Genomic DNA, 24,450 nt, shown 5'->3' on the forward strand with positions numbered 1-24,450 from the left:
ATTCACCGTGTCGAATGGGGGTTTGGCCATCAAAAGTGGCCGATTTCCCAGTCTGTAGATTCGAAGCAGGAAGAAGCGATGAGTGCATTCGGACGCCGTCCCGGAACCGCAGGCCGCCCCGCCTTTGGCGTGGCCAAGCCGATGCAGGCTGGCCCCGGCATGGCTGGCGGCGCGCAATTTCCTGCAATCGACACGCCGGCCGCCGAGGCACCCCCGCCGCCGTCGAACCTGAGCCCCGAAATGGAGGCGATGGAGCGGCTAAACCAGCGGTCGACCGCCGAGGCGATGGAGCCCGAAAAGGCGCAGGGTTTCGAAGCCAGCGTCCACAAGATCAAGGAACAGGTGCTGCCGCGCCTGCTCGAACGCGTCGATCCCGAGGCCGCGGCGACGCTGTCGAAGGACGAGCTGACCGAGGAATTTCGCCCGATCATCCTCGAAGTGCTCGCCGAGCTGCGCATCACGCTCAACCGCCGCGAGCAATTCGCGCTCGAAAAGGTGCTCGTCGACGAATTGCTCGGCTTCGGCCCGCTCGAAGAGCTGCTCTCCGACCCCGACATCAGCGACATCATGGTCAACGGGCCGTATCAGACCTATGTCGAGCGCAAGGGCCAGCTCGTCATCGCGCCGATCCAGTTCCGCGACGAACAGCATCTTTTCCAGATCGCCCAGCGCATCTGTAACCAGGTCGGCCGCCGCGTTGACCAGACAACCCCGCTCGCCGACGCCCGTCTGAAGGACGGCAGCCGCGTCAATGTGATCGTGCCGCCGCTCTCGCTTCGCGGCACCGCGATCTCGATTCGTAAATTTTCGGCCAAGCCGATCACGCTCGACATGCTGTGCCAGTGGGGCGCCATGAGCCAGAAGATGTGCACCGCGCTGAAGATCGCGGGTGCGAGCCGGTTCAACATCGTCATCTCGGGCGGTACGGGTTCGGGTAAGACGACGATGCTCAACGCCCTGTCGAAGATGATCGACCCCGGCGAGCGCGTGCTGACCATCGAGGACGCCGCCGAATTGCGGCTGCAGCAGCCGCATTGGCTGCCGCTCGAAACGCGCCCCGCGAACCTTGAGGGCAATGGCGCCATTCACATGGGCGACCTTGTGAAGAACGCGCTGCGTATGCGTCCCGACCGCATCATCATGGGCGAAGTCCGCGGCGCGGAGTGTTTCGACCTCCTCGCCGCGATGAACACCGGTCACGACGGGTCGATGTGTACGCTGCACTCGAACAGCCCGCGCGAATGCCTCGGCCGTATGGAAAATATGGTGCTGATGGGCGACATCAAGATTCCGAAGGAAGCGATCTCGAAACAGATCGCCGACTCGGTCGACCTGATCGTCCAGATCAAGCGCCTGCGCGATGGCTCGCGCCGCGTCACCAACGTCACCGAGGTCATCGGCATGGAAGGCGACGTCATCGTCACCCAGGAATTGTTCAAGTTCGAATATTTGGACGAGGACAAGGACGGAAAGATCATCGGCGAATATCGCTCGATGGGCCTGCGTCCCTATACGCTGGAAAAGGCGCGCCAGTACGGCTTCGATCAGCCCTACCTCGAGGCGTGCCTGTAAGACCCGCCTGCGGGGGGAGGCAGCGCTTAGGGCTTGAGCGCCAGCGCCGCCGCCACGATCGCGACCGCCACGCTCACCAGCGCGATGCCGCGCCACGGCATGAAACCGACCTTGTCGACGTCGCGGCGATTGCGGCGGCGCCACTCGGCGAGTTCGGCGACACCGAACAGGATCGCCGCAGTTACGCTCACCGACAGCATCGACACTTGCATTGACGCTCAACCCTTCGCAAACAGGGGATCTTCCCCCCAGTGACGAGGTGCCGATATGCGTTCGCTTCCGATTATTGCAACTGCTCTTCTTGCCGCCACCGCTCCGGCGTTCGCGATGGCTGATCCGCACGCCGGACATGGCGATCATGGCGCGCACGGTGCCGCGCCCGAGGGCGCGATCGCCGCAGCGGTGGCGGCGCCGACCCGCACGCCCGCCAATGTCGCGCGCGACGCGGCGCGCCATCCCACCGAAACGCTGGCCTTCTTCGGCGTGAAGCCGGGCGATACGGTCGTCGAGCTGTGGCCGGGCGGCGGCTGGTATACCGAGATTCTGGCGCCGCTGACCCAGAGTGGTGGCGGCACGCTCTATGCCGCGGCACCGTGGGAGCGCGGGCTGAATACGATCCGCAAGTGGCAGGAGGCCAAGCCCGACGCCTATGGCGCGGTCAAGCTCGCCGAATTTCCCGCGACCGGCGCCGGGCCCAAGGTTCCCGACGGCAGCGCCGACGTGGTGCTCACCTTTCGTAACGTCCACAACTGGCGTTTCGGCGGCATGGACAAGACCGCCGAGGCCTTCCAGCAAATCTATGCGATGCTGAAGCCCGGCGGCGTGCTGGGCGTCGTCGACCACCGCCTGCCCGAGGCGATGGATTCGGCGCTCGAGGAAAAGAGCGGCTATATGAAGCGCTCGTCGATCGTCGCCTTTGCCGAAGCCGCCGGATTCAAGCTGGCGGGCGAAAGCGAGGTCAACGCCAACCCCCGGGACACGCACGATTATGAAAAAGGCGTGTGGAGCCTGCCGCCGACGCTGACCAACAAGGATGTCGACCGCGAAAAATATGTCGCGATCGGCGAATCGGACCGCATGACGCTGAAGTTCGTGAAGCCGGCAAGCTGAGCAAGCCGCTCGAAACGATCGACCCCGCGCTGCTGCTCAGCGCCTATGCGCAGGGGATATTCCCGATGGCCGACGGGGCGGACGACCCGTCGGTCCATTGGGTCGAACCGCGGCTGCGCGCGATCCTGCCGCTCGATGGCTTTCACCTGTCGCGCAGCCTGCGCAAGCTGCTGCTCGCCGACCGTTTCCGCGTCACCACCGACACCGCCTTTCCCGCGATGATGGCGCTGTGCGCCGAAGCCGCCGACGACCGGCCGACGACGTGGATCAACCCGGTGATCCGCGCGAGCTACGAACGATTGTTCCGCATGGGTCACGCCCATAGCGTCGAATGCTGGCACGCGGGGGAACTGGTCGGCGGCCTCTATGGCGTGTCGCTGGGGCGCGCCTTTTTCGGCGAATCGATGGTCAGCCGGATGCGCGATGCCTCGAAAATAGCGCTCGCGCATCTCGTCGCGCGGCTCAGGGCCGGGGGGTTCGAGCTGCTCGATTGCCAGTTCATGACGCCGCACCTCGCCAGCCTGGGCGCGATCGAAATGCCCCAGGCCGCCTATCTCGCGCGGCTTTATTCGGTGCTGTCGGGGGCCGGCGATGCGGCCTTGGGCGCCGCCGCGGGAGCGGCCGGAGCCGGAGTACCCTCGCCGCCATTCCCGGCAGGCGACTGGTCGGCGCTCGATGCCTTGGGCGCCGACGCCGGCTTGGGCGCGGAGCGCGCGACGGGTTCGCCGCCCGGATATGTCATCGCGCAGCTTTTGACGAAGACATCATAGATCGGGTGCTGGATCACATTGCGCTCGGGGCGTTCCTTGAACACCCAGCCCGAAAAGACGCGATACCATTTATTGTCGCGCTGATCCTGCACCGACAATTGCACGAAGGCGCCGGTTTCGGGGGGATCTTCCCACGGCGCCGTCTGTTCGCAGGCGCGCAGGCGAACGATCGCGCGGCCGACGCGCGCGGTATCGCCCGGCTTCATCGTCAGATCCTGCACCAGCCCGTTGCGCTTGTTGAGCAGGCCCAGCACCGCAACGCGTTCGGCCATCGGGGTCGCGCCTTCGATCCCGCCGACTTCCTGCGGCACGGTTTCGGACTTGGCGATCTGCGGGATGTTGCTCGTCGTCTTGGTCTGGTTGCCGCGATCGCAGCCGGCCAGCGTCGTCGCCGCGAGCAGCGCGATCAGCGCGGAACGGAAAAGCGGCGTCGCCACGGCGCTCAGTCGGCGCCGGGCCGCCAGGCCTCGTAATCGCCGGTCGCGGCGGCGCGATGCCCGCCGCGTTCGAGCGCGCCGGCCGGGCGATAGGCACCCAGGCTGCCGGTCAGATTTGCAGTCGGCTCGGCAAGCCAGGGGCGCGGCGCGGGCAGCACGTCGGACGGCAGTTCGTCGAAGGTGCCGTGCAGCCAGCCATGCCATTCGGGCGGCACGCGGCTCGCGTCGTTCGACCCCTTGTAGAGCACCCAGCGGCGCTTGCCGTCGCGCGACCGGAAATAGCGGTTGCCAAGGCCGTCCTCGCCGACCTGCTCGCCATTTTTCCAGCTGCTCAGCAGTGTGCCGACGGTTGCGCCGTCCCACCAGGTGAAAATCTTGCCCAAGATGCTCATGGCGGTGGCGTTTACAGGCAAGCGTGCGGGCTTCGCAAGCGGTCTTTGGCGAAAAGCGGCGCCATTACCGCCTGCCCTACCGCTACTTTGCGTCCTGCCACGTCACCTTGGCGCTTTCGTCGATCCCCAGCTTCGCTGCGGTGCCGCCCGCCAGTTCGAGCACCGCCGCTACTTCGCCGCCGCTGACGACGGGATCGAGCGATTCGGGGATGGCGTTTTCGGCGATCCGGTCGATGCTGCCGTCGGCGCGCACGAAGATCATGTCGAGCGGGATCAGCGTGTTCTTCATCCAGAAATTGGCGATCTTCGGCTTGGCGAACGGAAACAGCATGCCGCCATCGGCGGGCAGCGACGTGCGGAACATCAGTCCCTTTTCCTGTTCGGCCTCGGTTCGCGCGACCTCGACGCGAAAGCGGTGGGTGGTGCCCGCCATTGCGATGGTCAGCGGCACTGTCGCCTCGGCGCCGGCTTCGGCCTCGGCGCCCTTGTCGCAGCCCGCGACGGGCAGCGCGAGCGCCAGGGTGAGGGCGGTCAGCATGGCTCGCATCGGCATCTCCTTGTCGACTTTCTGGTCGCCGTCTTGTCGCCGGCCTCGGGGTGCCGGACGTTCAGCGCCGCTGCCTAATCGAGCGCCGCCTCGGCGTCCAGCGCGGCCAGCGCTGCTGCGTCCCCCGGCGGGACTGCGAGGATGCGCCGCGCGAGCGCGGGCGAATGGCCGGCGCGCGCGAAGGCCGCCACCTGGCGCTCGCGCTGCGCGGGATCGTCGAGCGGCTGGCGCGCGAACGGACCGAAGCGGCGGCGGCGCGCAAATCCGACGGCCGAAGCCACCGCCGCGCCCTCGGCGGCGTCGATCGCTTCGCCCGCGTCGGCTTCGTCGATGCCGTCGACGAAAAGCTGCGCGCGCACGCGCCGCGCGCCCAGCCCGCGCCGCGTCATCGCGGCGCCGCGCATCGCGGCATATTGCCGGTCGTCAAGGTAGCGCAGCCGCTCCATACGGTCGGCGATCGCGTCGCAAGCGGCGCGCGGATCGGCGGCATCGGTCCATTCGGCCTCGCGCAGCTTGCGCCCCAGATAGCGCAGCAATTTCGCCCGGCTGGTCGCGAATCGCGCCACATAGGCGAGCGCCAATTCGTCGAGTCGCGATGCGTCGAGCGGCTTTTTGCTTCGGTCGGACGGAGTGCGGCGGTTGGCCATATGCCATGTTTATGCCACAGTCGGGTCCGATTGAGAACGATCAGAGCCCCTATGCCCGGCGGAAAGCCCGGAAAAATGGGCGATTATGTTCAAACAGTCAGGGATCGCGCACGCTCATCATGGCACCGGAAGATGACATGCTTGTTGCCGCATCCCCCGTTTCCCGGGATTCGACACCCCTTATGACCGAAAATTCCGCTCCTGCGGTGGAGGCGCTTGTCCCCACCCCGACCGAATGCGCCCAGCCGCGCCGCTTTTCGAACTTCGCCACCGTCGGCGAAGCGCTCGACTATGCCGCCGCGGGTACGCGCGGGCTCAATTTTCATGATCCGCGCGGGCGCCTGATCCGCCCCTATCCCTATAGCGAGCTCAAGGCCGATGCGCTCGAGGCCGCCTATCGCCTCGTGGCGGCGGGGGTACAGCCCGGCGACCGCATCGCGCTGGTCGCCGAAACCGGCGCCGAATTTGCCGCGCTGTTCTTCGGCACCATCTATGCCGGCGCCTGGCCGGTGCCGCTGCCGCTGCCGACCAGCTTCGGCGGGCGCGATTCCTATGTCGGACAGCTTGTCGTCCAGCTCACGAGCTGCGACCCCAAGATGCTGTTCTTCCCGCCCGAAATCGCCGCCATGGCCACCGAAGCCGCCGAACAGCGAGGCGTCCAGCCGATGGACTGGAGCGAATTTGCGGCGCGCCCCGCGCCTGTCGTCGATCTGCCCGAACAGAAGCCCGACGAAACCTGCTATCTGCAATATAGCAGCGGCTCGACGCGCTTCCCGCACGGCGTCGCCGTCACCCATGCGGCGCTGCTCAACAATCTCGCGGCGCATGCGCACGGCATGGAATTGCGCGACAGCGACCGCTGCATTTCATGGCTGCCCTGGTATCACGACATGGGCCTCGTCGGCTGTTTCCTGTCGCCGGTCGCCAATCAGGTGTCGGTGGACTATCTCAAAACCGAGGATTTCGCCCGCCGTCCGCTCGCCTGGCTCGACCTCATCAGCCGGAACAGCGGCACGACGCTCAGCTATTCGCCGACCTTCGGCTACGACATCTGCGCGCGCCGTATTTCCAGTCAGACGCATGTCGCCGACCGTTTCGACCTGTCGCGCTGGCGCGTCGCCGGCAACGGCGCCGACATGATCCGCCCCGACGTCATGCAGAGCTTCGTCGATGCCTTCGCCGACGCCGGTTTCAAGGCGAGCGCCTTTCTGCCGAGCTACGGCCTGGCCGAAGCGACGCTGGCGGTCAGCATCATGCCCCCCGGCGAAGGGATCGTTGTCGAACTGGTCGAGGAAACCGAATTGTCGGGGGCCAGCGGCGACGCGGGACGCCCGACCCGCTACCGCGCGATCGTCAACTGCGGCCGCGCTGTGCGCGACATGACGATCGAGGTTCGCGACGAGGACGGCAATATCCTTCCCGACCAGACCGTCGGCAAGGTGTGGTGCACCGGCCCGTCGCTGATGACCGGCTATTATCGCGATCCCGAATCGACCGCCGCCTGCATGAAGGACGGCTGGCTCGATACCGGCGATATGGGTTATCTGTCAGATGGTTACATCTATATCGTCGGCCGCGCCAAGGACATGATCATCATCAACGGCAAGAATCACTGGCCGCAGGATATCGAATGGGCGGTCGAACAATTGCCGGGCTTCAAATCGGGCGACATCGCCGCCTTCGCGATCACCACGCCGGGCGGTGAAGAGACGCCGGCGGTGCTCGTCCAGTGCCGCACCAGCGACGAAAAGGAACGCGCGGCGCTGCACGAAACGATCCGCGACCGGGTCCGCGCGATCACCGGCATGAACTGCCTCGTCGAGCTGATTCCGCCGCGCACGCTGCCGCGTACCAGCTCGGGCAAGCTCAGCCGCTCGAAGGCGCGCGCGCAATATCTGGCGGGCGAGATCCAGCCCTTCCGGATCGCCGCCTGAGCCGAACGGTGCGCAGCGCCAATTCTGTTCCGCTTCGGTACAGAAAATACGACGAAGCGAAGCGCGCGGTTACTTTCGAGTAACCCGCTTTCGCTATGCAAGCGGCGTGAAAAGCCTGTTTAGCGACCAGATTTCGGACGATGATCTTCCGCTGCGCACCCTGTTGGGCCTGACCCGGCAGGACGAAGCGGTCGGCGACCTGCGCCAGCTCCAGATCGCGCCGCTGCGCGGCCGGGGCGCACTGCGCCTCCTGCTCAACGGGGGCATGGCGCTGGTCGCGGGGTTCACCATGATGATGGAAACGGCGTGGCCGGTCGTCGTCGGCTGGCTCCTCGTGACGCTCGCCTTTTCGATATGGTCGTTCCGCACCTTCGACAGGTTGCCGCTCGACGATCCCAAATTCGCGACCGCGGCCGAGTTTCGCCTCTGTCATCGCCATGCGCTGTATTCGGCGCTGCTCTGGGGCGGCGCCTTCTGGTTGCAAGGGCTGACGCCCACGCTCGACCACGTCCTTTCGTTGTGGACGATCGCGCTGCTGCTGATGCTCGCGCTGACGATGGTCGCGCACAGCATGCCGCTGACCTGTATTCTCTATATCGCGCCCGTCACGCTTTCGGCCTCGCTCGCGACCGCGGCGGCCGGCGCGCCGCAGCTGACCGGGGTGACGATGGTCGCGGGGCTGCTCCTCGCCACCTTCTGCCTTCGCTTCGCGCAGACGCACATCCGTATCCGCCGCGCCGAAACCGTGCTGCACGAAAAGTCCGAGACGGTCAGCCTGCTGCTGCGCGAGTTCGAGGACACCTCGGCCGACTGGCTGTGGCAGACCGACAATTCGCGCCGGCTGGTCCATGTATCGCCGCGCCTTGCCTATGCGCTCGGCGGCAGCGCCGAGGCGCTCGAAGGCATTCCGCTGCTTCAGGCGCTGTCGGGCGACGCATGGGAAAGCGCAACCTTTCCCAAGGCACTGCACGACATGGCCGAACGGATGAAGCGGCGCGAAAGCTTTTCGAACCTGATCGTCCCCGTGACGATCGCCGGCAAGCGCCGCTGGTGGGAATTGTCGGCATCGCCGCGCCTCGACGAGAGCGGCAAGTTCCTCGGCTTCCGCGGCGTCGGATCGGACGTCACCGAACAACATGCCACCGCCGAACAGATCGCCAAGATGGCGCGCTTCGACAATCTGACCGGCCTGCCCAACCGGCTGAGCCTGCACGAAGACCTGGCGCGCGCGCTGACCCACGCGCTCGAGGCGAAATCACGCTGCGCAATGATGATGATCGACCTCGATCGCTTCAAGGCGGTGAACGATACGCTCGGCCATCCGGTCGGCGACAAATTGCTCGCGCAGGTCGCCGCGCGGCTCAAGAGCATGATGGAACAGGGCATGACCTGCGGCCGCCTGGGCGGCGACGAATTCGCGGTCGTGCTTCACAATATCGTCTCGTCCAAGGAGATCGAGGATCTGGCGCGGCGGATCATCGCGACGATCAGCCGGCCCTATGTGGTCGACAATCACCAGCTCTTCGTCGGCGCCAGCGTCGGCTATGCGATCGGGCCGCAGGACGGCAATACGGTCGAAACGCTGACCCGCAACGCCGACCTCGCACTCTACAAGTCGAAGGACAAGGGCGGCAATGTCGTCGCCGCCTATGTCGCCTCGCTCCACGCCCAGGCCGAGGAACGGCGCGTGATGGAGCAGGAATTGCGCGGCGCGCTCGATCGCAAGGAGTTCGAACTTTACTACCAGCCCGTCGTCACCGCCGAGGATGGCACGCTCAACGGCTTTGAGGCCCTGATCCGCTGGACCAACCAGAAACTCGGCAGCGTATCGCCCGGCCGCTTCATTCCGCTGGCCGAGGACAGCCGCCTGATCGGCCCGATCGGCGAATGGGTGCTGCGCACCGCCTGCGCCGAGGCGATGCGCTGGCCGTCTAATCTGAAGGTCGCGATCAACGTGTCGGCCGAACAGCTCACCGATCCCAATTTCGCCTCGGTTGTCGTCTCCGCGCTCGCGCAGAGCGGCCTGCCTCCGCAGCGGCTCGAGATCGAAGTGACCGAAAGCGTCTTTCTGCGCGACGGCGGCGGCGCAGCGCAGCTGCTCGACCAACTCATCGGCCTCGGCGTCCGGCTGTCGCTCGACGATTTCGGCACCGGCTATTCGTCGCTCGGCTATCTGCGCAAGACGCAATTCTCGACCATCAAGGTCGACCGCAGCTTCGTCGTCGGCGCCGCAAAGGGCAGCATCGAATCCATCGCGATCATCCGCGCCGTCGTCGCGCTCGCCGACAGCCTCGGCATGTCGACGACCGCAGAAGGCGCCGAAACCGAGGTCGAGGTCGACACGCTGCGCACGCTCGGGTGCAGCAATATCCAGGGCTATTATTATGGCCGTCCGATGCCGGCAACCGACGTGCTGACGCTGTTCCGGCCGCCCGAATCGATCGCGACCGCAGCGGCCTGACCGCCCTCGGTTCACCGCTTCCGCATCGGTCCGCCGCGGCGCCGAAACGCCCGTTCGGCGACGAAGCGAAGAGCCTGAGCGACGAATTGCACAGCTTAACAAAAGGTTCCCCCACCCACCGCACCAACGGCGCAACTCACCGCTAGACGGGTGGTGGTTGCGAAAGCCTGTGGCAGAGACGCTGCAACGCTTGAAGACAAGCCAATGGGGGGTCGCCTTTCATGCTTCATCGCCGCTTTCTGGGTGCATTTGCGCTGTGTGCTTCGCTGCTCGTCAGCCTTCCCGCCGCCGCGCAGAGCTATCTCCAGTGCGTCCCCTTCGCCCGGTCGGAGTCGGGTGTCGAAATCCGCGGCAATGCCAAGACCTGGTGGTCGCAGGCGGCCGGTGAATATAAGCGCGGCCACGAACCCCGGAAGGGTGCCGTCATGGCATTCGCCGCGACCCGCGGCATGCCGCTGGGCCATGTCGCCGTCGTGAAAAAGGTCATCAGCGACCGCGAAATCCTGATCGACCATGCCAATTGGTCGCCGATCAACGGTCGCCGCGGCCAGATCGAGCGCAACGTCCGCGTCGTCGACGTCAGCGACGCCGGCGACTGGAGCGCGGTGCGCGTCTGGTATGCGCCGATCGGCGATCTCGGCCTGCGCGCCAATCCGGTGCAGGGCTTCATCTATCCCGACAGCGACAGCGCGCCCGACAGCTCGACCTTCGACGCACCGGTGTGGGCGAGCAACAATTGGAAGCCGGGCAACGGCCTCGACGTCGTCGCCGCCTCGCTGCGCTGAGTTGAACTGAGCAAAGTCTAACCGCTAATCGTCATTGCGAGCGCTGCGAAGCAATCTCCGGCTGTCGATCTGGAGATTGCTTCGCTGCGCTTGCAATGGCGAAAGGCCGATCAGTCGTCCGACGCGTCGTCGCTCTCGGCCCCGGCATCTTCGAACCAGGCTTCGACCGGGCCCGACAGCTTGATCGTCATCGGCTGGCCGAAACGATCCTTCGACTTGCCCGCCGCGACGCGGATCCAGCCTTCCGAGATCGAATATTCCTCGACATCGGTGCGTTCCTGGCCCTTGAACCGGATGCCGATGCCGCGTTGCAGCACCTCCATGTCGAAATGCGGCGAGCGGGGGTTGGTCGACAGGCGGTCGGGGGGCGTATCGGTCATCTGAAATCTCCGTTTTCTGGCCGCTGCCGCTAGGCGAGCCAGGCTCGCAAATCAAGCGCCGCTGCGCCTTGCCATGCTGCTCCGCCTTGCGTGCCATAGCGGAACAGAAGCGCTGCCCCGCGCCGCACGCGCAACGCCCCATCGCGAAATAGAGGGTTAATGACCGATATTTCCGGAACCGGCCGAATGGCCCGGATTTGCGGCGTTCACGCGGCCACAGGCGCGCCGATATCCGAATTAACCATAGGAAAAGACGAAACTTTCTTCGGGAAGGCCGCGTCTTTTGGGCAGGGACCAGATCCACGCGTGGAGGAGAAAATCCATGGTTTCAACGCGTCTTGATCGTCGTATTTCCTTGCTCATCGCCCTGCCCGTCTGCTTGGTGCTCGGCGCCTGCGAATCGTCGGGAAGCTACCGCGTCGGCGCAGTCGGCCCGGCCGGACCGACCGGCGCTGCCGGTCCGCAAGGCCCCGAAGGGCCCGCCGGACCGCAAGGCCCCGCTGGCCCCGCTGGCCCCGCTGGCCCCGCCGGCGGCGCGCTCGGCCTTGGCGATGCGGGCGCTCTGGCTGTCGGCGGTCTGGTCGGGCCGGGCGGCATCGCGGGCACCGGCCTGCTCGCCAACACCGGCGATCCCGCGAACGTCAATCCGGTGATCGGCGGCGTGCTCGTCAAATCGGGCGGGCTCGTCAATGTCGTCGCAGACAAGACGCTGCTGCTCGCCAATGCGGTCGACAGCAAATTGCCCGGCGGCACCAACCTCGTCGGCACGGTCGTCGGCGTGGTCAAGAGCACCGGCGTCGCGCTCGTCCAGACGGGCAACGGCCAGCAATATCTGCTCGACGGCCTTGCCGCCGCGCCCGGCGAACTTGTCACCGCCACGATCGGCAAGGCAACCGCGATCGGGTCGCCCGGCGCTTCACCGCTGATCGGGGCGAGCATCCTGTCGCCCGGCCAGACCAACGGATCGCTGCTGACCGTCGGGGTCGGGTCGAACGGCAACCTCGTGACGCTGCAACCCGGCGGCAGCGGCAATCTGCTCGGCGGTCTTGGCGGCGCGGTGCCGGGAACCGCCACACCGGGCAGCGGGGCGGGCAATCTGGTCGGCACGCTGACCAGCACGGTCGGCACCACCGTCGGCGGCGTAGTCGGTCAGGCAGGCGGTCAGGCCGGAGGTTCAGGCACCGAAAAGGGCGGTCTGGTCTCGGGCGTCACCCAGGGCGTCGGCGGCCTCCTTGGCGGGTTGAAGCCGCCGCGCGGGGATTGATCGCGATCATGCGCAGCCCGAACCGGTGCGGCGCCGCGGCGTTGGCAGCAGCGATGCTGCTGCCCGCCGCGGCGTCTGCCGCCCAACCGTCGGCCACCCCGCTCGAACCGGGGCGCCCGCCGCTGTCCCCGACCAGCGACCGGCCTTTCCCGCTTCCCGATCCGGAGATGTCAGCGCCGTCGCCGGCACGCACCGCGCCGCAGGGGCGCCCCGACATCGCGATCCGCAAGGTCCGCTTCATCGGGGCAGGCGTCCCCGCCAATGTTGCCAAGGCAGCCGAGCGCTATATCGGCCGCCCCGCCTCGACCGAAAATCTGAAGCGCCTCGCCGCCGCGATGACGCGCGCCTATAACCGGTCGAGCGTCGCGCTGTTCACGCTCGTCATCCCCGAACAGGATTTTGCGGACGGCGTCGTCACCGTCGCCTCGGCCGAGGGGCATATCAGCCGCGTGACGATCAGCGGCGATGCGAAGGGCGGCTCCGCCCCGCTGATCGCGCGCATGGCGGCACCGCTGCCGGGGCAAGCCCCATTGCCGCGCGCCCGGTTCGAACGCGCGCTCGGCACTATCGCCGACATCCCGGGCACCAAGGTCACCCCGACGCTGGCGCTCGGCGACAGTCCCGGCGCGGTGGCGCTCGATCTGGCGGTCGACGCCAGCCGCCCGACGCTCGGCGTCGGCTTCACGACGCGGTCGAGCCCCTATGTCCGCGACGGCATCGTCGAGGCGACCGCGCGCGGCTACAGCCTTCTGCGCAGCGGCGACGAAAGCCAGCTCGGCGGCGCGGCGGCGGTCGATTTGAAATCGCTGCTCTACATCAACGCCCGCCATTCGACGCCGCTGGGCGCCGCGGGCACGCGCGCCGAGCTGTCGGTCGCGGCGCTACGCACCCGGCCGCGTGCGCTCGCCATCGACGGCAAGGCGTGGAGCGGCGGGCTGGCGGTGACCCACCCGCTGATCCGCAGCACGCGGCGCACCCTGACCCTGTCGGGTCGGCTCGACTATCTCGATTCGCGCAACGCCCTGTTCGGCACCACGATCGCGGCGGAAAAAAGCTGGACCGCCAGCGGCGCGCTGGCCTTTCGCCTGACCGAGGACCGCAGCGTCGTCGGCGCCCGCATCGGCGTCTCGCGCGGCCTCGACATCGCCGGCGCGCGCGTCGATCCGGCGGTGGGGGAAGCGGGCTTCCTCTATGCCGATGCGGCGATCGAGGCGAATCAGGCGATCGGCAAGCGCGTTGTGCTGCGCGCCGCCGCCACCGGGCGCTGGACGCGTGACCGGCTGCCCGCGGCGCAGCGCTTCAGCGTCGGCGGCGCCAGCTTCGGGCGCGCCTTCGACGACGGGCTGGTCAGCGGCGACCGCGGCTATGCAGGCTTCGGCGAGCTGGCACTGCGCCCGCTGGCAAAGGGCGCGCTCGCGAAGAGCGAGGTCTATGCCTTCGCCGACTATGCCGATGTGACGCTGCTCGCGCGCCCCGCGACCCCGCGCAGCCGGTTCGATCTGGGAAGCTGGGGCGGCGGGGTGCGCCTGTCGTACCGCGACAATGCGACGATCGGGGTCGAGTTCGCCGATGCGTGGAACCAGCCCGCCCCCGGCTTCGATCAGGGCTGGCGCGTCGCGCTCGCCTGGAAAGTCTCGATCCGCCCCTGACCGGCGCTCTCAGGCGGTACGGCGCCCGCGCTCGCGAGGTGGCGGCGCCTCGGCCTTGAACAGCGTTTCGGCGACCGGATAAAGCTCGCTTTCCTCGCGCGCGATGCGGTCGCCCAGCGCGGTCAGGATCGCGCGCGTTTCGGCGCAGAAGCCCGGCCAGTCGGCCTCGACGCGCAATTGGGTCCAATAGCTGTCATAGGCCTCGAACGCCTCGGCGATATGGCCCATCTCGTCGACGAAGCGCGCGGCAAGCTCGGCCAGCACCGGCTCGCCCTTCGTCTGCAACCGCGGATAGAGCGCCCAATCCTCGCACTTCAGATGACGTACCAGCGTATCGCGAAACATCCCGCGCACCGCGGCCAGCTCGGTCGGCCGCGGCGGGCGCCGGCCTGCGACAAATTCGATCATGAAGCCCGACAGGGTGACGAGCGCCGCATGTTCGGCGCGCAATCGGCGCATTTCCTGCGTCAAAGGCATGAACCACCCTCCAGTCGAGCGGTCCCTCACTTGCCCGCATAACGCCGCATGCTGAAAAGAGCGTTAAGCACGCTCGGCCATACGCCCACCGGGTCCGCCGCCGCGGGCGGTGCCGTTGGCGTCGGCACCGACTGGACTTGCCCACAGCGACCGCCCATGCTGGCGCGAAACGGGATGGAGATCGGGTGAATGACGGATCTGGTATTGCGCGCCGACGAAGGCGGGATCGCGACGCTGACGCTCAATCGTGCCGACAAGCGCAATGCGCTCAACCTCGCGCTATGGGCCGAACTCGACGCGCATATTTCGGATCTCGCGGCCGCGGGCGATGCGATCGGCGTGGTCGTGCTGCGCGCGAACGGGCCGGTCTTCTGCGCCGGGAACGACCTCAAGGAACGCGGGGTCGAAGCGCCGCGGCCGCATTATCAGGCGTCGATCGTCACCCGCCTTGCCGAGCTGCCGCAACCGGTGATCGTCGCGGTGCAGGGTGGCTGCTTTACCGGCGGGCTCGAACTGGCGCTGGCCGGCGACATCATCGTCGCGGCGGAAAGCGCGCATTTCGCCGATACGCACGGCAAGTTCGGGCTCGTCCCCATCTGGGGGATGAGCCAGCGCCTGCCACGCCGCGTCGGCGAATGGAAGGCGCGCGAGATGAGCTTCACCGGCCTGCCGGTCGACGGGCGCGAGGCCGCGCGCATCGGCCTTGCCAATCATTGCGTCGCCGACGACCGGCTCGACCTTGCCGTCCGCACCCTCGCCGAAGCGATCGCCGCCCAGTCGCGCCACAGCGTCTTCGCCTACAAGCGCCTCTACCGCGAACAAGCCGACCTCCCCCTCGCCGCCGGCCTCGCGCACGAAGTGTTCAACAGCGCCGGCGTTGCGCCGGACGTCGCCGAAAGGGTGGCGCGACAGTTCTGACGGTCGCCCAGCGGCGGTTGTGGGGAGGGAAGCGGACGTTGTGGTGAACCGCTTTGTGTACCCCGGCAAAAGCCGGGGCCCAGAGCATCAAAAGCCGGTGTTGGTAATGTAAATCTCTGGACCCCGGCCTTCGCCGGGGAACACATATAGACGCTGGGCTCCACCTCGGTCGTCATCCCGGACTTGATCCGGAATCCATTCTTCCGACGCGGCGTGAATGGATCCCGGATCAAGTCCGGGATGACGATAAAGAAGATGTCTACGATCGGTCGTTAGCTGCCAATCCCCCGTCTACCCCGACACCCCCTCACCGCTCGCGATACGCCGGAGGCCGTTTGCCGAGGAAGGCCCCGAGCGCTTCCTTATGGTCTTCGGTTGCCGACAGGATGACCTGCTGACGATCCTCAATTGCCATGGCGGCGTCGAGGCTCTGTGCGTCGATGTTGAGGTTGAGCGCCTGTTTCGACAGGCGCAGTCCCCAAGGGCTGGTCGCGAGCATTTCTTCGGCGAGCGCCAGGCCGCGGTCCAGCAGTTCGTCCTCGGCGACGATCTCGCTCACCAGTCCTGCCGACAGCGCGCGCTCGGCGTCGATGAAGCGGCCGGTCAGGATCATCTCCGCCGCCAGGCTGGCGCCGACGAGGCGCGGCAGGAAATAGCTCGACGCCATGTCACAGCCGCCCAGCCCGATGCGGATATAGGCGGCGTTGCACCGAAAGCCGGGCGCCGCATAGCGCACATCGGCGGCGAGCATCAGCGACAGTCCGCCGCCCGCCGCGGCGCCGTGGCCCAGCGCGATGATCGGCTGCGGACAGGCGCGCATCTTGCGATAGATATTGCCGATGCTCGTCTGGGTGCGCAGCGTGCGCAGCACCGGCGTCTCGTCGCTCGACCGGTCCTCCTGAATGTCGAGCCCGGCGCAAAAGCCGCGCCCCGCCCCGCGCAGGATGACGACGCGCACCGCGGGCCGCGCGGCCAGCCCGCCGAAATAGTCGTTCAGTTCATCGACGAGCCCCTCGCTCAGCGCGTTGAGCCGCGCGGGCCGGTTAAGCGTCGCGATCTCGATCTGGCCGCGCGCCTCGATCAGCAGTTCGCCGCTCACAGCGTCTGGCCGTCGTCGATGGTGATCACCGAACCGGTGATACCGCGCGCCGCGTCGGAGCACAGCATCAGCAGCGGCGTGTGCAGGTCGCTCGGTGGACGCAGCCGCTGGCGCGGGAAGCTCGCGACGAACTTGGCCCCCGCCTCGCTCGCGAACAGTTCGGCGGTCATTTCGGATTCGAAATAGCCCGGCTGGATGACATTGACGCTGATCCCGCGCCGCGCCCATTCGCGGGCAAGTGCCTTGCCCATGTGGCGAACCGCAGCCTTGGTGGCGCCATAGACCGAGGTCGCCGGAAAGATCTTTTCCGCCGTTATCGACCCGATGATGACGATGCGGCCATTTTCCTTGTCGCGGCTGCCCGCCGCCTCGAGCCGGCGCGCGCCTTCGGTCGCGGTCAGGAAGACCCCGCGGACATTGGCGGCGAGGAGGAAATCGACATCCTCGACCGACAGGCCAAGCGCCACCTTCTCGGTCGCGACGCCGGCGTTGGCGACGATCGTATCGACAGTGCCGAACGCGGCCTCGGCGGCGTCATAGGCGGCCTTGGTCGAGGCTTCGTCGGTAACGTCCATGCTGACCGCGACCGCTTCGCCTCCCGCTGCGCGGATCGCCTCGACCTGCTCGGCAAGCTTGTCGGCGCGGCGTGCCGCGAGCACCACCTTCGCGCCTGCCGCGGCGAGCGCCTTTGCAAAGCCCGCGCCCAGCCCCGACGACGCGCCGGTCACCAGTGCGACGCGCCCGCTGAGGTCGAATTTCGGTTCGCTAGCCATATGTCTCTCCCTTGTCCTGGCCGCCGGACGGGCGATGCGCGGGCGGCGGCAGGGCCGCACCGTCAGTTAAGTTGACGCTTACGTCAACGGCGAGCGATGGCAAGCCCTTCCGCCCCTGGCTGACGGAAAAACGCCGCGCGGGGGGTTGACCAACTATATTTGTTCCCCTATTGTTCTTTTTGTGCACACACAACCTGTTCCCCCGTCGCAGCCGCCAAGCGTGGCGGACGGGGGATAAAGGGCCTCCGCTCCCCACCCTTAATTGGCATACCAAATCCGCAACTTTACAATGCGGCGTCCCCCACCACTATCGCATCAGCTTTTGCGAATGGGGAACGGGACATGACGCACGCCTTGGCGGTGATGACGGATCAGCATTGGGGCGATTATCCGGATGCGGCCGAACCGGCGGACTTGTCGCCCGGCGCCCCGCCCTTCTGTCCGAAAGCGCGGGCGCATATGGTGCGCAACCTCATCCGGCATCGCCGACGCCGCGAACAATTGTTCGGCGCCGAGGTCTTCGCCGATCCGGTGTGGGACATTCTGCTCGACCTCTATTCGTCGCATCATGAAGGAAAGAATGTCGCGGTGACCAGCCTGTGCATCGCCGCCGCCGTCCCGCCCACGACCGCGCTGCGCTGGATCAAGGTGATGACCGAAAAGGGGTGGCTGGTGCGCGCCCGCGATCCCGCGGACGGGCGCCGCGTCTATGTCGGTCTGGGCGCCGATGCGCTGGTGCGGCTCGATCTCTATTTCGCCGGACTGCAGGGCTTCTGATCGGGCTTCTGCCCGCGGGTCAGTCGGAGAAATAGCGCTGCTGAAGCCGCGCCATCTCCTCGGCCGAAGGGGTCTCGCCGATCCGGCCGTTCAATATCTCGATCGCCGAGTTGAGTTCGATGGCCGCCTGCGCTTCGCCGATGGCATCGAGCAGGGCCAATTGCCCCACCAGCACATCGCGCACGCCGCGCAGCCGCTTCGTCTCGTCTGGAACCTTCGTCATAGACCGCGCTTGTCCTCGAACTCGCGGCGCAACGGACCCTTGGCGGCGGCGAGCGGGAGCGGCGTTAGCAGACGGCGGGCATGCCGGAAATGTCGAACTGGTCCGGATCGGACGTCAGCGGCGGCGGCAATCCGAAACGCCGCCGGAGAGCCACAGAGCGCCCTCCGCTTCAGTCACGACCACCCTCCCCCGGTTCTGAAGCAGCGCGGCGACGCGCAGCACGGTCGATGCCGCCAGTCCCGTCGTCAGGGCTATATCGTCGATACCGCGGCGATCGTCTGCAATCGCGGCCAGAACCGCGCCCGCCTTGGCGGCCACGCCCGGCGCCAGCGGCGGATCGAAATCATCGAACATATAAGACCAATCTAGCGCGCGTTGCGGCGCGCGGCGTCGTCATTCTGCTTGCGTCGCCGCCTTCGGTCGGCCTGAAACCATGCGGTTGCCAGCACGATCACCAGCATCTGCGGATAGGCCCAGAAGCCTTGCCCCGCCGAGTAGAGCCGCGGCCAGAGATCGGGCAGGACCAGCTTCGTCAGATGCGTCATACAGGTGATGAGCTGGAACGCCGGGAGGCACAGCGTCCAATAGCGGCGGCTGACCAGCGCATGACCGAGATAGACCGCGAGCATGACGAAATCGAGCAGCGTCACGAGCAGGCTGAACGTCTCGAAGCGCGTGCCCGAAATGATCAGAGCCGCCGGCGTCAGCACCGAAGCGACGAACACCGTCCAGATCGCAAAGCGCGTTTCGCGCTCGCCCGCCCACTGGACATACACCAGAACGGACAGAAGAACGAAAAGATAGATATAGCCCCAGATCAATCGGCGAGCCTCCGCTTATCGGCACCCACGACCCGGGACATGCTTCAGGCGGCCCGCGTGGCCGGCCGGCGCGGCGTGTCCGCGTCGCTCTCGGCAAGCGTCGCGCTCGCCGGAACCACCTTGCCCAGATCGCCCGATCCGACGACCATATTGCGCAGCCCGACCCGGTCTTTCAGCGAGGCCAGTTCATTGTGGAGCGCGACGACCTGCGACCGACCCTCGAACAGGCCGGCAACCGCCGACTGAAGATGCGCGAAGGCACGGTCGCCGACCACCGCCGACAGGCGGGCCCCCGCCTGCGCATCGGGCAAGGATGTCACGAGCACGCCCAGCTTCGCAATCGCATTGTCGATGGCGGCTTCGGCCGCATGCACCTCGTTCGCGAGCTTGTTGGCCACGGCCAGTCGTTCTTTCAGCATGATTTTCTCCCCGCGCGCGCTGCCGCGACAACGCGCCTTCAGGGGGTCGACAGGAGTTTCGAAACGCCGGCATAGCCATTCAGCAAGACCCCGAACGCGATGCTGGCCCCGATCGCGATCGCCAGGATGATGACCAGTCGCCACCAGATCGAAAGCCCGTTCTCTCCCCCGAAAAATGTGGCGATCGGATGCGATGGCTCCAGCCACGCGGCCGCATCGTCGGAAGCGCTCCCGGCGCCGCCCACCTGCCTGTCCCGTTGCTCGAGATCGTCGGGACCGACACCATCTCCCGCCGACGCCCCCTTGTCGGCGAGGCGGTCGGAATCGGGAAGGTCGAACTTTTCATATACCAAATTGGTGCTGGCTGCGGCCGCTACCGCGCCGTCCACGGCGCCAGCACTCTCGGCCCAGATCTTAGCCGCGACGAAGCGGGATTTGGTATCGAGCTTGGCGCATGCCGATTTCAGCCGGGCGTCGACCGTGTGCGGCGAAAGACCAAGCACGCGGGCGATTTCCTTGGACGCCAGACCTTCGCCAACGGCTTTCAGACAGTCGATCTCGCCAGCCGACAGGCTGCCAATGCCGCTATCCTTTCCCATATCCGCCCGACTCATCGATTCCGCGCCTTGGTTTACCGTCCTTGGGCCCGTAACAGGCCATCGCCTGCGTCCATCCCTGCCCCGTCAGGCGCACCGCTTCGTCGCGCCGACCGCCTTCAGCCTATCGGGCGAACCGTAACGAAGGGCAATGCAAAAGTCGCCTGTGCCAGCGGACATGGCCATCGTCCGGCGCCCAAGCGCCGAAGGACGACGCAAACCGCTGCACCGGCAATCTTTATTCGACGACGGGCCGAAGCGACATGCACCTGTCATATTGAATTCCTACTTGGCCCGCGAACCGGATCACAAACCTCTCTCCCTCGCGTTCCCAAGGAGCATCCATGAAAAGCCTCACCGCCTGCGCGCTTGTCGCGCTGCAATTTGCTGCGCCTTCGATAGCCTTCGCCGAAGAAGCCGTTTCCACCGACGTCGAGGCGGCAAAGGACGGTGATGCCATCATCGTGACCGGAACGCGCGACACGCGGCGCACCCAGTTCGATACGCTGGCGCCGATCGACGTCCTCTCGTCGCAGGCGATCGACGGCAGCGTGTCCGACGACCTGTCGGACTCGCTCGCGCAGTTGCTCCCCTCCTTCAATGTTCAGCGGTTGCCCGCGGCCGACGGGCTCGCGTTCGTGCGCCCGGCGACGCTGCGCGGTCTGTCCCCCGACCAGACCCTCGTGCTGGTGAACGGCAAACGCTATCACCGCTCGGCGCTGCTCGGGACGCGCGGTGCGCAGGCCGCCGATCTTGCGACCATTCCCAATCTTGCGATCAAGCGGGTCGAGGTGCTACGAGACGGAGCATCGGCGCAATATGGCTCGGATGCGATCGCCGGCGTCATCAACATCATTCTCGACGATCAGCCCGGAATGGACGCTTTCGGGCAATATTCGCAATATTATGAAGGCGACGGCGCAAGCTATCAGACCGGTGCCCAAGGCGGGGTAGCGCTCGGCGACCGCGGTTCCATCGTCTTTAGCGGCGAATTCACCAAATCGGACGCGACATCGCGCACGCGCCAGCGCCCCGATGCAGAGGCTTTTCAGGCGGCGCATCCCGAACTCGTCATCCCGAATCCGGTTCAGCGCTGGGGCCAGCCCGATCTGCGATCGGTGCGCGGCGCGATCAACGCCGACTATGCGATTGCGGACGCGATCACCCTCTACGCTTTCGGGACGATCGCTGACGGCGAGGGTGTCACCGATTTCAACTGGCGCAATCCCGCGAACACCGGAAATGTCTACAACCCCAGCCCGGCCTTTCCCGACTTCAGCTTCACCGACCTGTATCCGGCAGGCTTCACGCCGCGCTTCGGCAGCCAGTATGACGACTATCAGGCGGTCGGGGGAATCCGCGGCGCGGCGGGCGATACCTTCACCTATGACCTCAGCGCGTCGACCGGGCGCAGCCGTATCGATTACACGATGCAGGAATCGCTCAACGCTTCGCTTGGCCCCGACAGCCCGACCAGCTTCTACCTTGGCCGCCTGCGGCAGAGCGAATTCAACCTCAATGCCGACTTCGTCTATCGCTTGCCGCTCGGGATGGTCGAACCAGCGAACATCGCCTTCGGTGCCGAACGGCGTAAGGAAACCTATGCCATTTATCCTGGTGACCCCGCTTCCTATGCGATCGGGCCGGGGGCGGCATCGGGGCTTGCCCCGAACAGCAACGGCTTTCCCGGCTTCAGCCCGCTCAACGCCGGCGAATGGTCGCAGACCAGCTATGCCGGCTACCTCGACGTCGAATTGCGCCCGATCGAGGCGCTGACGCTGGGCGCCGCCGGCCGCTACGAGGATTTCTCGGATTTCGGCGACACCTTCAACTACAAGCTGTCGGCGCGGCTGGAGCCGGTTCGCGGCATTGCGTTGCGCGCGACCTATTCGACGGGCTTCCGCGCCCCGACTCCCGGTCAGCTCAACGCGGTGAACACGACGCAGGGCCTCGACACCACGACGCTGCAGATCTTCAACCGCGGCCGGCTGTCACCCAATGACCCGATCGCAATTGCCCTCGGCGCCCAGCCGCTCAAGCCCGAAAAGTCACGGAACCTGACGGCGGGGCTGACATTCCAGTCGTCCTTCGGCCTGACCGCGAGCATCGACGTCTATCAGATCAAACTGCGCGACCGCTTCGGCCAGTCGGCAACCTTTGCCGTTCCGGCCGACCTGCCCAATCCGCAGCGCTTTACCGCGGTGACCTATTTCACCAACGACTTCGACACGCGGACGCGCGGCATCGATCTCGTGCTCGGCTATGCACGCGACATCGGCCCCGGGCGCGCCGATGTGAACCTTGCGTATAATTATAATCAGACGAAGGTGACGAGCGGCACGACCGCGGCCATCGGCAACGAGACGCAGCGCATATTGTTCGAGGACCGGCTGCCCAAGCACAACGCCACCGCCTCGCTGGGCTACAGCGTCGGCCCGTTCGGGATACAGGCGCGGGCGCGCTATTATGGCGCGTGGACCGATGTGAGCGGCAACGCGACGGGCGATGTCTTCCAGCGCTTCGGTTCGATCATGCTGTTCGATCTGTCGGCAAGCCTGGCGCTAAACGAGCATGTCACGCTGCGCGCCGGGGCCGAGAATATCTTCAACACCTATCCCGACGAAGCGACGAACCAAGCGGTGCGCGGCCTCATCTATTCGCGCAACGCCCCCTATGACACCGACGGCGGCCAATATTATGTCCGCCTGGGCATCACATTCTAGGGCGAAAGGCGCGGACGATGGACCTCAACCGCAGACAGATGCTGATGGCCGCGGCGGCATTACCGGTGGCAGGGCGTGCCGACACCCTGCCGCCACCGGTGCGCAGCGGGGCAGCGTCCGCGCCGCCCGACGACGAAGCCTATTGGGCGGGCGTCGCCGGGCACTATGATGTGGTTCCCGGCATCACCCAGCTCGAAAACGGCAATTGGGGGATGATGGCGAACCCGGTTCTGCGGGCTTATGAAGTCGCGATCGAGCGCGTAAACCGCGAAACAAGCTATTATGCGCGGCGCGGTATGGCGCCGGACCTGATCGCGGTGCAAAAGCGCGTCGCCGCCAAGCTCGGCGTCGCGCCCGACGAGATCGCCTTCACGCGCAACGCGACCGAAGCGCTCAAGGCGCTGATCGGCGGCTACAACGGGCTGCGCCCCGGCGATGCCGTCCTCTACGCCGATCTCGATTACGACAGCATGCAGGCATGCTGCGATTCGCTGAAGATGCGGCGCGGGGTCGATATCGTGCGGATCGCGCTCCCCGAACCGGCGACACACCAGGGGCTGATCGATTGCTATGCGGCGGCACTCGACGCCCATCCGCGCGTGCGCCTGATCCTGCTCACCCACCTCAGCCATCGCACCGGCCTCGTCATTCCGGTGCGTGAGATCATCGCCATGGCGCGGGCGCGCGGGGTCGATGCGATCGTCGATGCGGCGCATAGCTGGGGGCAACTCGACTTCGCCCTGCCCGATCTCGACGCCGATTTCGTCGGGCTCAACCTGCACAAATGGATCGGCGCACCGCTGGGCGTCGGCGCGCTCTATATCCGCCGGGACAAGCTCGACCGGATAGATCCCGACATGGCGAATGCACCGCCGTTCAGCCCAAAGGCCCAAAGCCGCGTCCACACCGGCACGGTCGATTTTGCGGCACAGCTCAGCGTGCCGGCCGCGCTCGATTTTCAGGACGCGATCGGCGACGCGCCGCGCGCCGGCCGCTTGCGCCACCTGCGCGATCTGTGGGCCGAGCCGCTCCGCGGCGTGCCGGGAATCGAAATATTGACCCCCAACGACCCGCGCCTGCACGGCGGCATCACCTCGTTTCGGCTTTCGGGCAAGACCAGCGAGGCCGACAATATCGCGATCGCAAAGCGCCTGCTGGACGACCACCGCATCTTCACGGTCCACCGCTCCGGCCCGGCCCGCGGCGCATGCGTCCGGGTCACGCCGGCGCTCTTCAACAACGCAAACGACATGACCCGGCTCGTCGCGGCATTGCAGGATATGCTGCGCTAGAGCGGACTGCGAGGCCGCTCTGGCCTCCGCCATCGACTTGAACCGGCTGGCTGGGGCGGCAGGAACCTCACCTAAGGAAAAGCTGCACCTCAAAAAGCCCTGATTTCGGCCATTCTCGCGTGGCACCAGTTGCGACTGGCTACACTCACTGGCTACAGTTAGTGGCATCACAGACCAACTGCAATAGAGCTTCGGTGCTGCGTACGAGTACGGGCCCCTGGGCTCTTGCGCAGCGCGTTGTTAAGCGATGTCACGGCGTTAATTTGCACATCGCATGCCGCCCGCTCTCGCCCCAATGAAAAAGGTTCTCCATAGCAACCGCGCCTCGTAGGCGCCGTCCTATCTCGTCAGCAATCAGAAAAACCCCTCGTACCGCGTCTACCA

At 66.4% G+C, this 24,450-nt stretch carries 25 protein-coding genes and 1 pseudogene; 12 read left to right on the plus strand and 14 right to left on the minus strand.

All coding sequences use genetic code 11. The annotated features are described in order from the left end of the window. Window positions 1-78 precede the first annotated feature (78 nt). Entirely contained in the window at window positions 79-1,572 is a 1,494-nt protein-coding gene (locus ATE59_RS15155) for a CpaF family protein (protein WP_003040680.1), read from the plus strand. 26 nt (window positions 1,573-1,598) lie between these two features. On the opposite strand, the gene ATE59_RS15160 is transcribed toward ATE59_RS15155, so the two are convergent. Then, a complete protein-coding gene (locus ATE59_RS15160) occupies window positions 1,599-1,784 on the minus strand; it encodes a hypothetical protein (protein ID WP_003040682.1) in 186 nt (61 codons plus the stop codon). Between the two features lie 55 nt (window positions 1,785-1,839). Here ATE59_RS15160 and ATE59_RS15165 point away from each other — a divergent pair, with 55 nt between their 5' ends. Next, window positions 1,840-2,682, plus strand: a complete 843-nt coding sequence (locus ATE59_RS15165) for a class I SAM-dependent methyltransferase (RefSeq protein ID WP_058813158.1) — start codon at window positions 1,840-1,842, stop codon at window positions 2,680-2,682. Continuing rightward, complete coding sequence (aat, locus tag ATE59_RS15170) at window positions 2,679-3,452, plus strand: leucyl/phenylalanyl-tRNA--protein transferase (RefSeq protein WP_058813174.1); 774 nt, start codon at window positions 2,679-2,681, stop codon at window positions 3,450-3,452. The genes ATE59_RS15165 and aat overlap by 4 nt, the downstream gene beginning before the upstream one ends. Before the next feature lie 35 nt (window positions 3,453-3,487). Here aat and ATE59_RS18275 read toward each other — a convergent pair. The 4 genes and pseudogenes from ATE59_RS18275 to ATE59_RS15185 all read right to left on the minus strand — a co-directional run. Next, window positions 3,488-3,724: pseudogene (locus ATE59_RS18275) on the minus strand (DUF2155 domain-containing protein); the annotation flags it as partial. 170 nt (window positions 3,725-3,894) lie between these two features. After that, a complete protein-coding gene (locus ATE59_RS15175) occupies window positions 3,895-4,281 on the minus strand; it encodes an NADH:ubiquinone oxidoreductase subunit NDUFA12 (protein ID WP_003040693.1) in 387 nt (128 codons plus the stop codon). An 82-nt stretch (window positions 4,282-4,363) separates the two neighbouring features. Then, complete coding sequence (locus ATE59_RS15180; protein ID WP_003040696.1) at window positions 4,364-4,819, minus strand: DUF192 domain-containing protein; 456 nt, start codon at window positions 4,817-4,819, stop codon at window positions 4,364-4,366. Window positions 4,820-4,902: 83 nt separating this feature from the next. Continuing rightward, window positions 4,903-5,475 carry a RecX family transcriptional regulator gene (locus tag ATE59_RS15185; RefSeq protein WP_058813159.1) on the minus strand — a complete coding sequence of 191 codons (573 nt, stop codon included), beginning with the start codon at window positions 5,473-5,475 and terminating at the stop codon, window positions 4,903-4,905. A gap of 182 nt (window positions 5,476-5,657) precedes the next feature. Here ATE59_RS15185 and ATE59_RS15190 point away from each other — a divergent pair, with 182 nt between their 5' ends. From ATE59_RS15190 to ATE59_RS15200, 3 genes are all read left to right on the plus strand, one after another. After that, complete coding sequence (locus ATE59_RS15190; protein WP_003040702.1) at window positions 5,658-7,409, plus strand: fatty acyl-AMP ligase; 1,752 nt, start codon at window positions 5,658-5,660, stop codon at window positions 7,407-7,409. A gap of 106 nt (window positions 7,410-7,515) precedes the next feature. Continuing rightward, complete coding sequence (locus ATE59_RS15195; protein ID WP_003040704.1) at window positions 7,516-9,870, plus strand: putative bifunctional diguanylate cyclase/phosphodiesterase; 2,355 nt, start codon at window positions 7,516-7,518, stop codon at window positions 9,868-9,870. 221 nt (window positions 9,871-10,091) lie between these two features. After that, window positions 10,092-10,655 carry a CHAP domain-containing protein gene (locus ATE59_RS15200; RefSeq protein ID WP_003040706.1) on the plus strand — a complete coding sequence of 188 codons (564 nt, stop codon included), beginning with the start codon at window positions 10,092-10,094 and terminating at the stop codon, window positions 10,653-10,655. Between the two features lie 110 nt (window positions 10,656-10,765). Here ATE59_RS15200 and ATE59_RS15205 read toward each other — a convergent pair whose 3' ends face one another. Beyond that, on the minus strand, window positions 10,766-11,035 hold the full coding sequence (locus tag ATE59_RS15205; protein ID WP_003040709.1) for a DUF3297 family protein: 270 nt from the start codon (window positions 11,033-11,035) through the stop codon (window positions 10,766-10,768). A gap of 322 nt (window positions 11,036-11,357) precedes the next feature. Here ATE59_RS15205 and ATE59_RS15210 point away from each other — a divergent pair, with 322 nt between their 5' ends. Together ATE59_RS15210 and ATE59_RS15215 are read left to right on the plus strand one after the other, a co-directional pair. Then, window positions 11,358-12,299 carry a hypothetical protein gene (locus ATE59_RS15210; protein WP_156416809.1) on the plus strand — a complete coding sequence of 314 codons (942 nt, stop codon included), beginning with the start codon at window positions 11,358-11,360 and terminating at the stop codon, window positions 12,297-12,299. A gap of 8 nt (window positions 12,300-12,307) precedes the next feature. Next, on the plus strand, window positions 12,308-13,948 hold the full coding sequence (locus ATE59_RS15215) for a ShlB/FhaC/HecB family hemolysin secretion/activation protein (protein ID WP_156416810.1): 1,641 nt from the start codon (window positions 12,308-12,310) through the stop codon (window positions 13,946-13,948). A 9-nt stretch (window positions 13,949-13,957) separates the two neighbouring features. On the opposite strand, the gene ATE59_RS15220 is transcribed toward ATE59_RS15215, so the two are convergent. Continuing rightward, a complete protein-coding gene (locus ATE59_RS15220; RefSeq protein WP_082657449.1) occupies window positions 13,958-14,425 on the minus strand; it encodes a hemerythrin domain-containing protein in 468 nt (155 codons plus the stop codon). A gap of 189 nt (window positions 14,426-14,614) precedes the next feature. Here ATE59_RS15220 and ATE59_RS15225 point away from each other — a divergent pair, with 189 nt between their 5' ends. Continuing rightward, the gene (locus tag ATE59_RS15225; RefSeq protein WP_003040721.1) at window positions 14,615-15,343 is read left to right on the plus strand and encodes an enoyl-CoA hydratase/isomerase family protein; all 729 of its coding nucleotides are present in this window, start codon (window positions 14,615-14,617) and stop codon (window positions 15,341-15,343) included. A gap of 307 nt (window positions 15,344-15,650) precedes the next feature. On the opposite strand, the gene ATE59_RS15230 is transcribed toward ATE59_RS15225, so the two are convergent. After that, window positions 15,651-16,442, minus strand: coding sequence for an enoyl-CoA hydratase/isomerase family protein (locus ATE59_RS15230; protein ID WP_003045121.1), 792 nt, complete (start codon window positions 16,440-16,442; stop codon window positions 15,651-15,653). After that, window positions 16,439-17,215, minus strand: a complete 777-nt coding sequence (locus tag ATE59_RS15235) for an SDR family oxidoreductase (RefSeq protein WP_058813163.1) — start codon at window positions 17,213-17,215, stop codon at window positions 16,439-16,441. Before ATE59_RS15235 ends, ATE59_RS15230 begins: the two co-directional genes overlap by 4 nt. A gap of 342 nt (window positions 17,216-17,557) precedes the next feature. On the opposite strand from ATE59_RS15235, the gene ATE59_RS15240 reads away from it, so the two are divergent. Next, window positions 17,558-17,992 carry a winged helix DNA-binding protein gene (locus ATE59_RS15240; protein ID WP_058813164.1) on the plus strand — a complete coding sequence of 145 codons (435 nt, stop codon included), beginning with the start codon at window positions 17,558-17,560 and terminating at the stop codon, window positions 17,990-17,992. A gap of 19 nt (window positions 17,993-18,011) precedes the next feature. Here the strand turns inward: ATE59_RS15240 and ATE59_RS15245 are convergent, their stop codons facing one another. The 5 genes from ATE59_RS15245 to ATE59_RS15265 form a co-directional block, all read right to left on the minus strand. Continuing rightward, complete coding sequence (locus tag ATE59_RS15245; RefSeq protein ID WP_058813165.1) at window positions 18,012-18,215, minus strand: hypothetical protein; 204 nt, start codon at window positions 18,213-18,215, stop codon at window positions 18,012-18,014. Window positions 18,216-18,329: 114 nt separating this feature from the next. Continuing rightward, window positions 18,330-18,569, minus strand: a complete 240-nt coding sequence (locus ATE59_RS15250) for a helix-turn-helix domain-containing protein (protein ID WP_058813166.1) — start codon at window positions 18,567-18,569, stop codon at window positions 18,330-18,332. An 11-nt stretch (window positions 18,570-18,580) separates the two neighbouring features. Further along, window positions 18,581-19,036 carry a hypothetical protein gene (locus ATE59_RS15255; protein WP_058813167.1) on the minus strand — a complete coding sequence of 152 codons (456 nt, stop codon included), beginning with the start codon at window positions 19,034-19,036 and terminating at the stop codon, window positions 18,581-18,583. A gap of 44 nt (window positions 19,037-19,080) precedes the next feature. After that, entirely contained in the window at window positions 19,081-19,455 is a 375-nt protein-coding gene (locus tag ATE59_RS15260) for a hypothetical protein (protein ID WP_058813168.1), read from the minus strand. 38 nt (window positions 19,456-19,493) lie between these two features. Then, entirely contained in the window at window positions 19,494-20,069 is a 576-nt protein-coding gene (locus tag ATE59_RS15265; RefSeq protein ID WP_082657450.1) for a helix-turn-helix domain-containing protein, read from the minus strand. Window positions 20,070-20,395: 326 nt separating this feature from the next. On the opposite strand from ATE59_RS15265, the gene ATE59_RS15270 reads away from it, so the two are divergent. Continuing rightward, on the plus strand, window positions 20,396-22,774 hold the full coding sequence (locus ATE59_RS15270; protein ID WP_058813170.1) for a TonB-dependent receptor plug domain-containing protein: 2,379 nt from the start codon (window positions 20,396-20,398) through the stop codon (window positions 22,772-22,774). Window positions 22,775-22,791: 17 nt separating this feature from the next. Beyond that, on the plus strand, window positions 22,792-24,066 hold the full coding sequence (locus ATE59_RS15275; protein ID WP_156416811.1) for an aminotransferase class V-fold PLP-dependent enzyme: 1,275 nt from the start codon (window positions 22,792-22,794) through the stop codon (window positions 24,064-24,066). Window positions 24,067-24,450 lie beyond the last annotated feature (384 nt).

Source organism: Sphingopyxis sp. A083, from assembly GCF_001468495.1.
GTDB classification, from domain to species: Bacteria; Pseudomonadota; Alphaproteobacteria; order Sphingomonadales; family Sphingomonadaceae; genus Sphingopyxis; species Sphingopyxis terrae.

What these genes read in the sequence shown, in the direction of transcription:
- ATE59_RS15275 (WP_156416811.1), top strand. Translation starts at nt 22,792, where the DNA reads ATGGACCTCAACCGCAGACAGATGCTGATGGCCGCGGCGGCATTACCG.
- ATE59_RS15160 (WP_003040682.1), bottom strand. Translation starts at nt 1,784, where the DNA reads ATGCAAGTGTCGATGCTGTCGGTGAGCGTAACTGCGGCGATCCTGTTC.
- ATE59_RS15240 (WP_058813164.1), top strand. Translation starts at nt 17,558, where the DNA reads ATGACGCACGCCTTGGCGGTGATGACGGATCAGCATTGGGGCGATTAT.
- ATE59_RS15235 (WP_058813163.1), bottom strand. Translation starts at nt 17,215, where the DNA reads ATGGCTAGCGAACCGAAATTCGACCTCAGCGGGCGCGTCGCACTGGTG.
- ATE59_RS15260 (WP_058813168.1), bottom strand. Translation starts at nt 19,455, where the DNA reads ATGCTGAAAGAACGACTGGCCGTGGCCAACAAGCTCGCGAACGAGGTG.
- ATE59_RS15215 (WP_156416810.1), top strand. Translation starts at nt 12,308, where the DNA reads ATGCGCAGCCCGAACCGGTGCGGCGCCGCGGCGTTGGCAGCAGCGATG.
- ATE59_RS15250 (WP_058813166.1), bottom strand. Translation starts at nt 18,569, where the DNA reads ATGTTCGATGATTTCGATCCGCCGCTGGCGCCGGGCGTGGCCGCCAAG.
- ATE59_RS15245 (WP_058813165.1), bottom strand. Translation starts at nt 18,215, where the DNA reads ATGACGAAGGTTCCAGACGAGACGAAGCGGCTGCGCGGCGTGCGCGAT.
- ATE59_RS15185 (WP_058813159.1), bottom strand. Translation starts at nt 5,475, where the DNA reads ATGGCCAACCGCCGCACTCCGTCCGACCGAAGCAAAAAGCCGCTCGAC.
- ATE59_RS15180 (WP_003040696.1), bottom strand. Translation starts at nt 4,819, where the DNA reads ATGCTGACCGCCCTCACCCTGGCGCTCGCGCTGCCCGTCGCGGGCTGC.
- ATE59_RS15270 (WP_058813170.1), top strand. Translation starts at nt 20,396, where the DNA reads ATGAAAAGCCTCACCGCCTGCGCGCTTGTCGCGCTGCAATTTGCTGCG.
- ATE59_RS15200 (WP_003040706.1), top strand. Translation starts at nt 10,092, where the DNA reads ATGCTTCATCGCCGCTTTCTGGGTGCATTTGCGCTGTGTGCTTCGCTG.
- ATE59_RS15175 (WP_003040693.1), bottom strand. Translation starts at nt 4,281, where the DNA reads ATGAGCATCTTGGGCAAGATTTTCACCTGGTGGGACGGCGCAACCGTC.
- ATE59_RS15155 (WP_003040680.1), top strand. Translation starts at nt 79, where the DNA reads ATGAGTGCATTCGGACGCCGTCCCGGAACCGCAGGCCGCCCCGCCTTT.
- ATE59_RS15225 (WP_003040721.1), top strand. Translation starts at nt 14,615, where the DNA reads ATGACGGATCTGGTATTGCGCGCCGACGAAGGCGGGATCGCGACGCTG.
- ATE59_RS15205 (WP_003040709.1), bottom strand. Translation starts at nt 11,035, where the DNA reads ATGACCGATACGCCCCCCGACCGCCTGTCGACCAACCCCCGCTCGCCG.
- ATE59_RS15165 (WP_058813158.1), top strand. Translation starts at nt 1,840, where the DNA reads ATGCGTTCGCTTCCGATTATTGCAACTGCTCTTCTTGCCGCCACCGCT.
- ATE59_RS15190 (WP_003040702.1), top strand. Translation starts at nt 5,658, where the DNA reads ATGACCGAAAATTCCGCTCCTGCGGTGGAGGCGCTTGTCCCCACCCCG.
- ATE59_RS15220 (WP_082657449.1), bottom strand. Translation starts at nt 14,425, where the DNA reads ATGCCTTTGACGCAGGAAATGCGCCGATTGCGCGCCGAACATGCGGCG.
- ATE59_RS15210 (WP_156416809.1), top strand. Translation starts at nt 11,358, where the DNA reads ATGGTTTCAACGCGTCTTGATCGTCGTATTTCCTTGCTCATCGCCCTG.
- ATE59_RS15265 (WP_082657450.1), bottom strand. Translation starts at nt 20,069, where the DNA reads ATGAGTCGGGCGGATATGGGAAAGGATAGCGGCATTGGCAGCCTGTCG.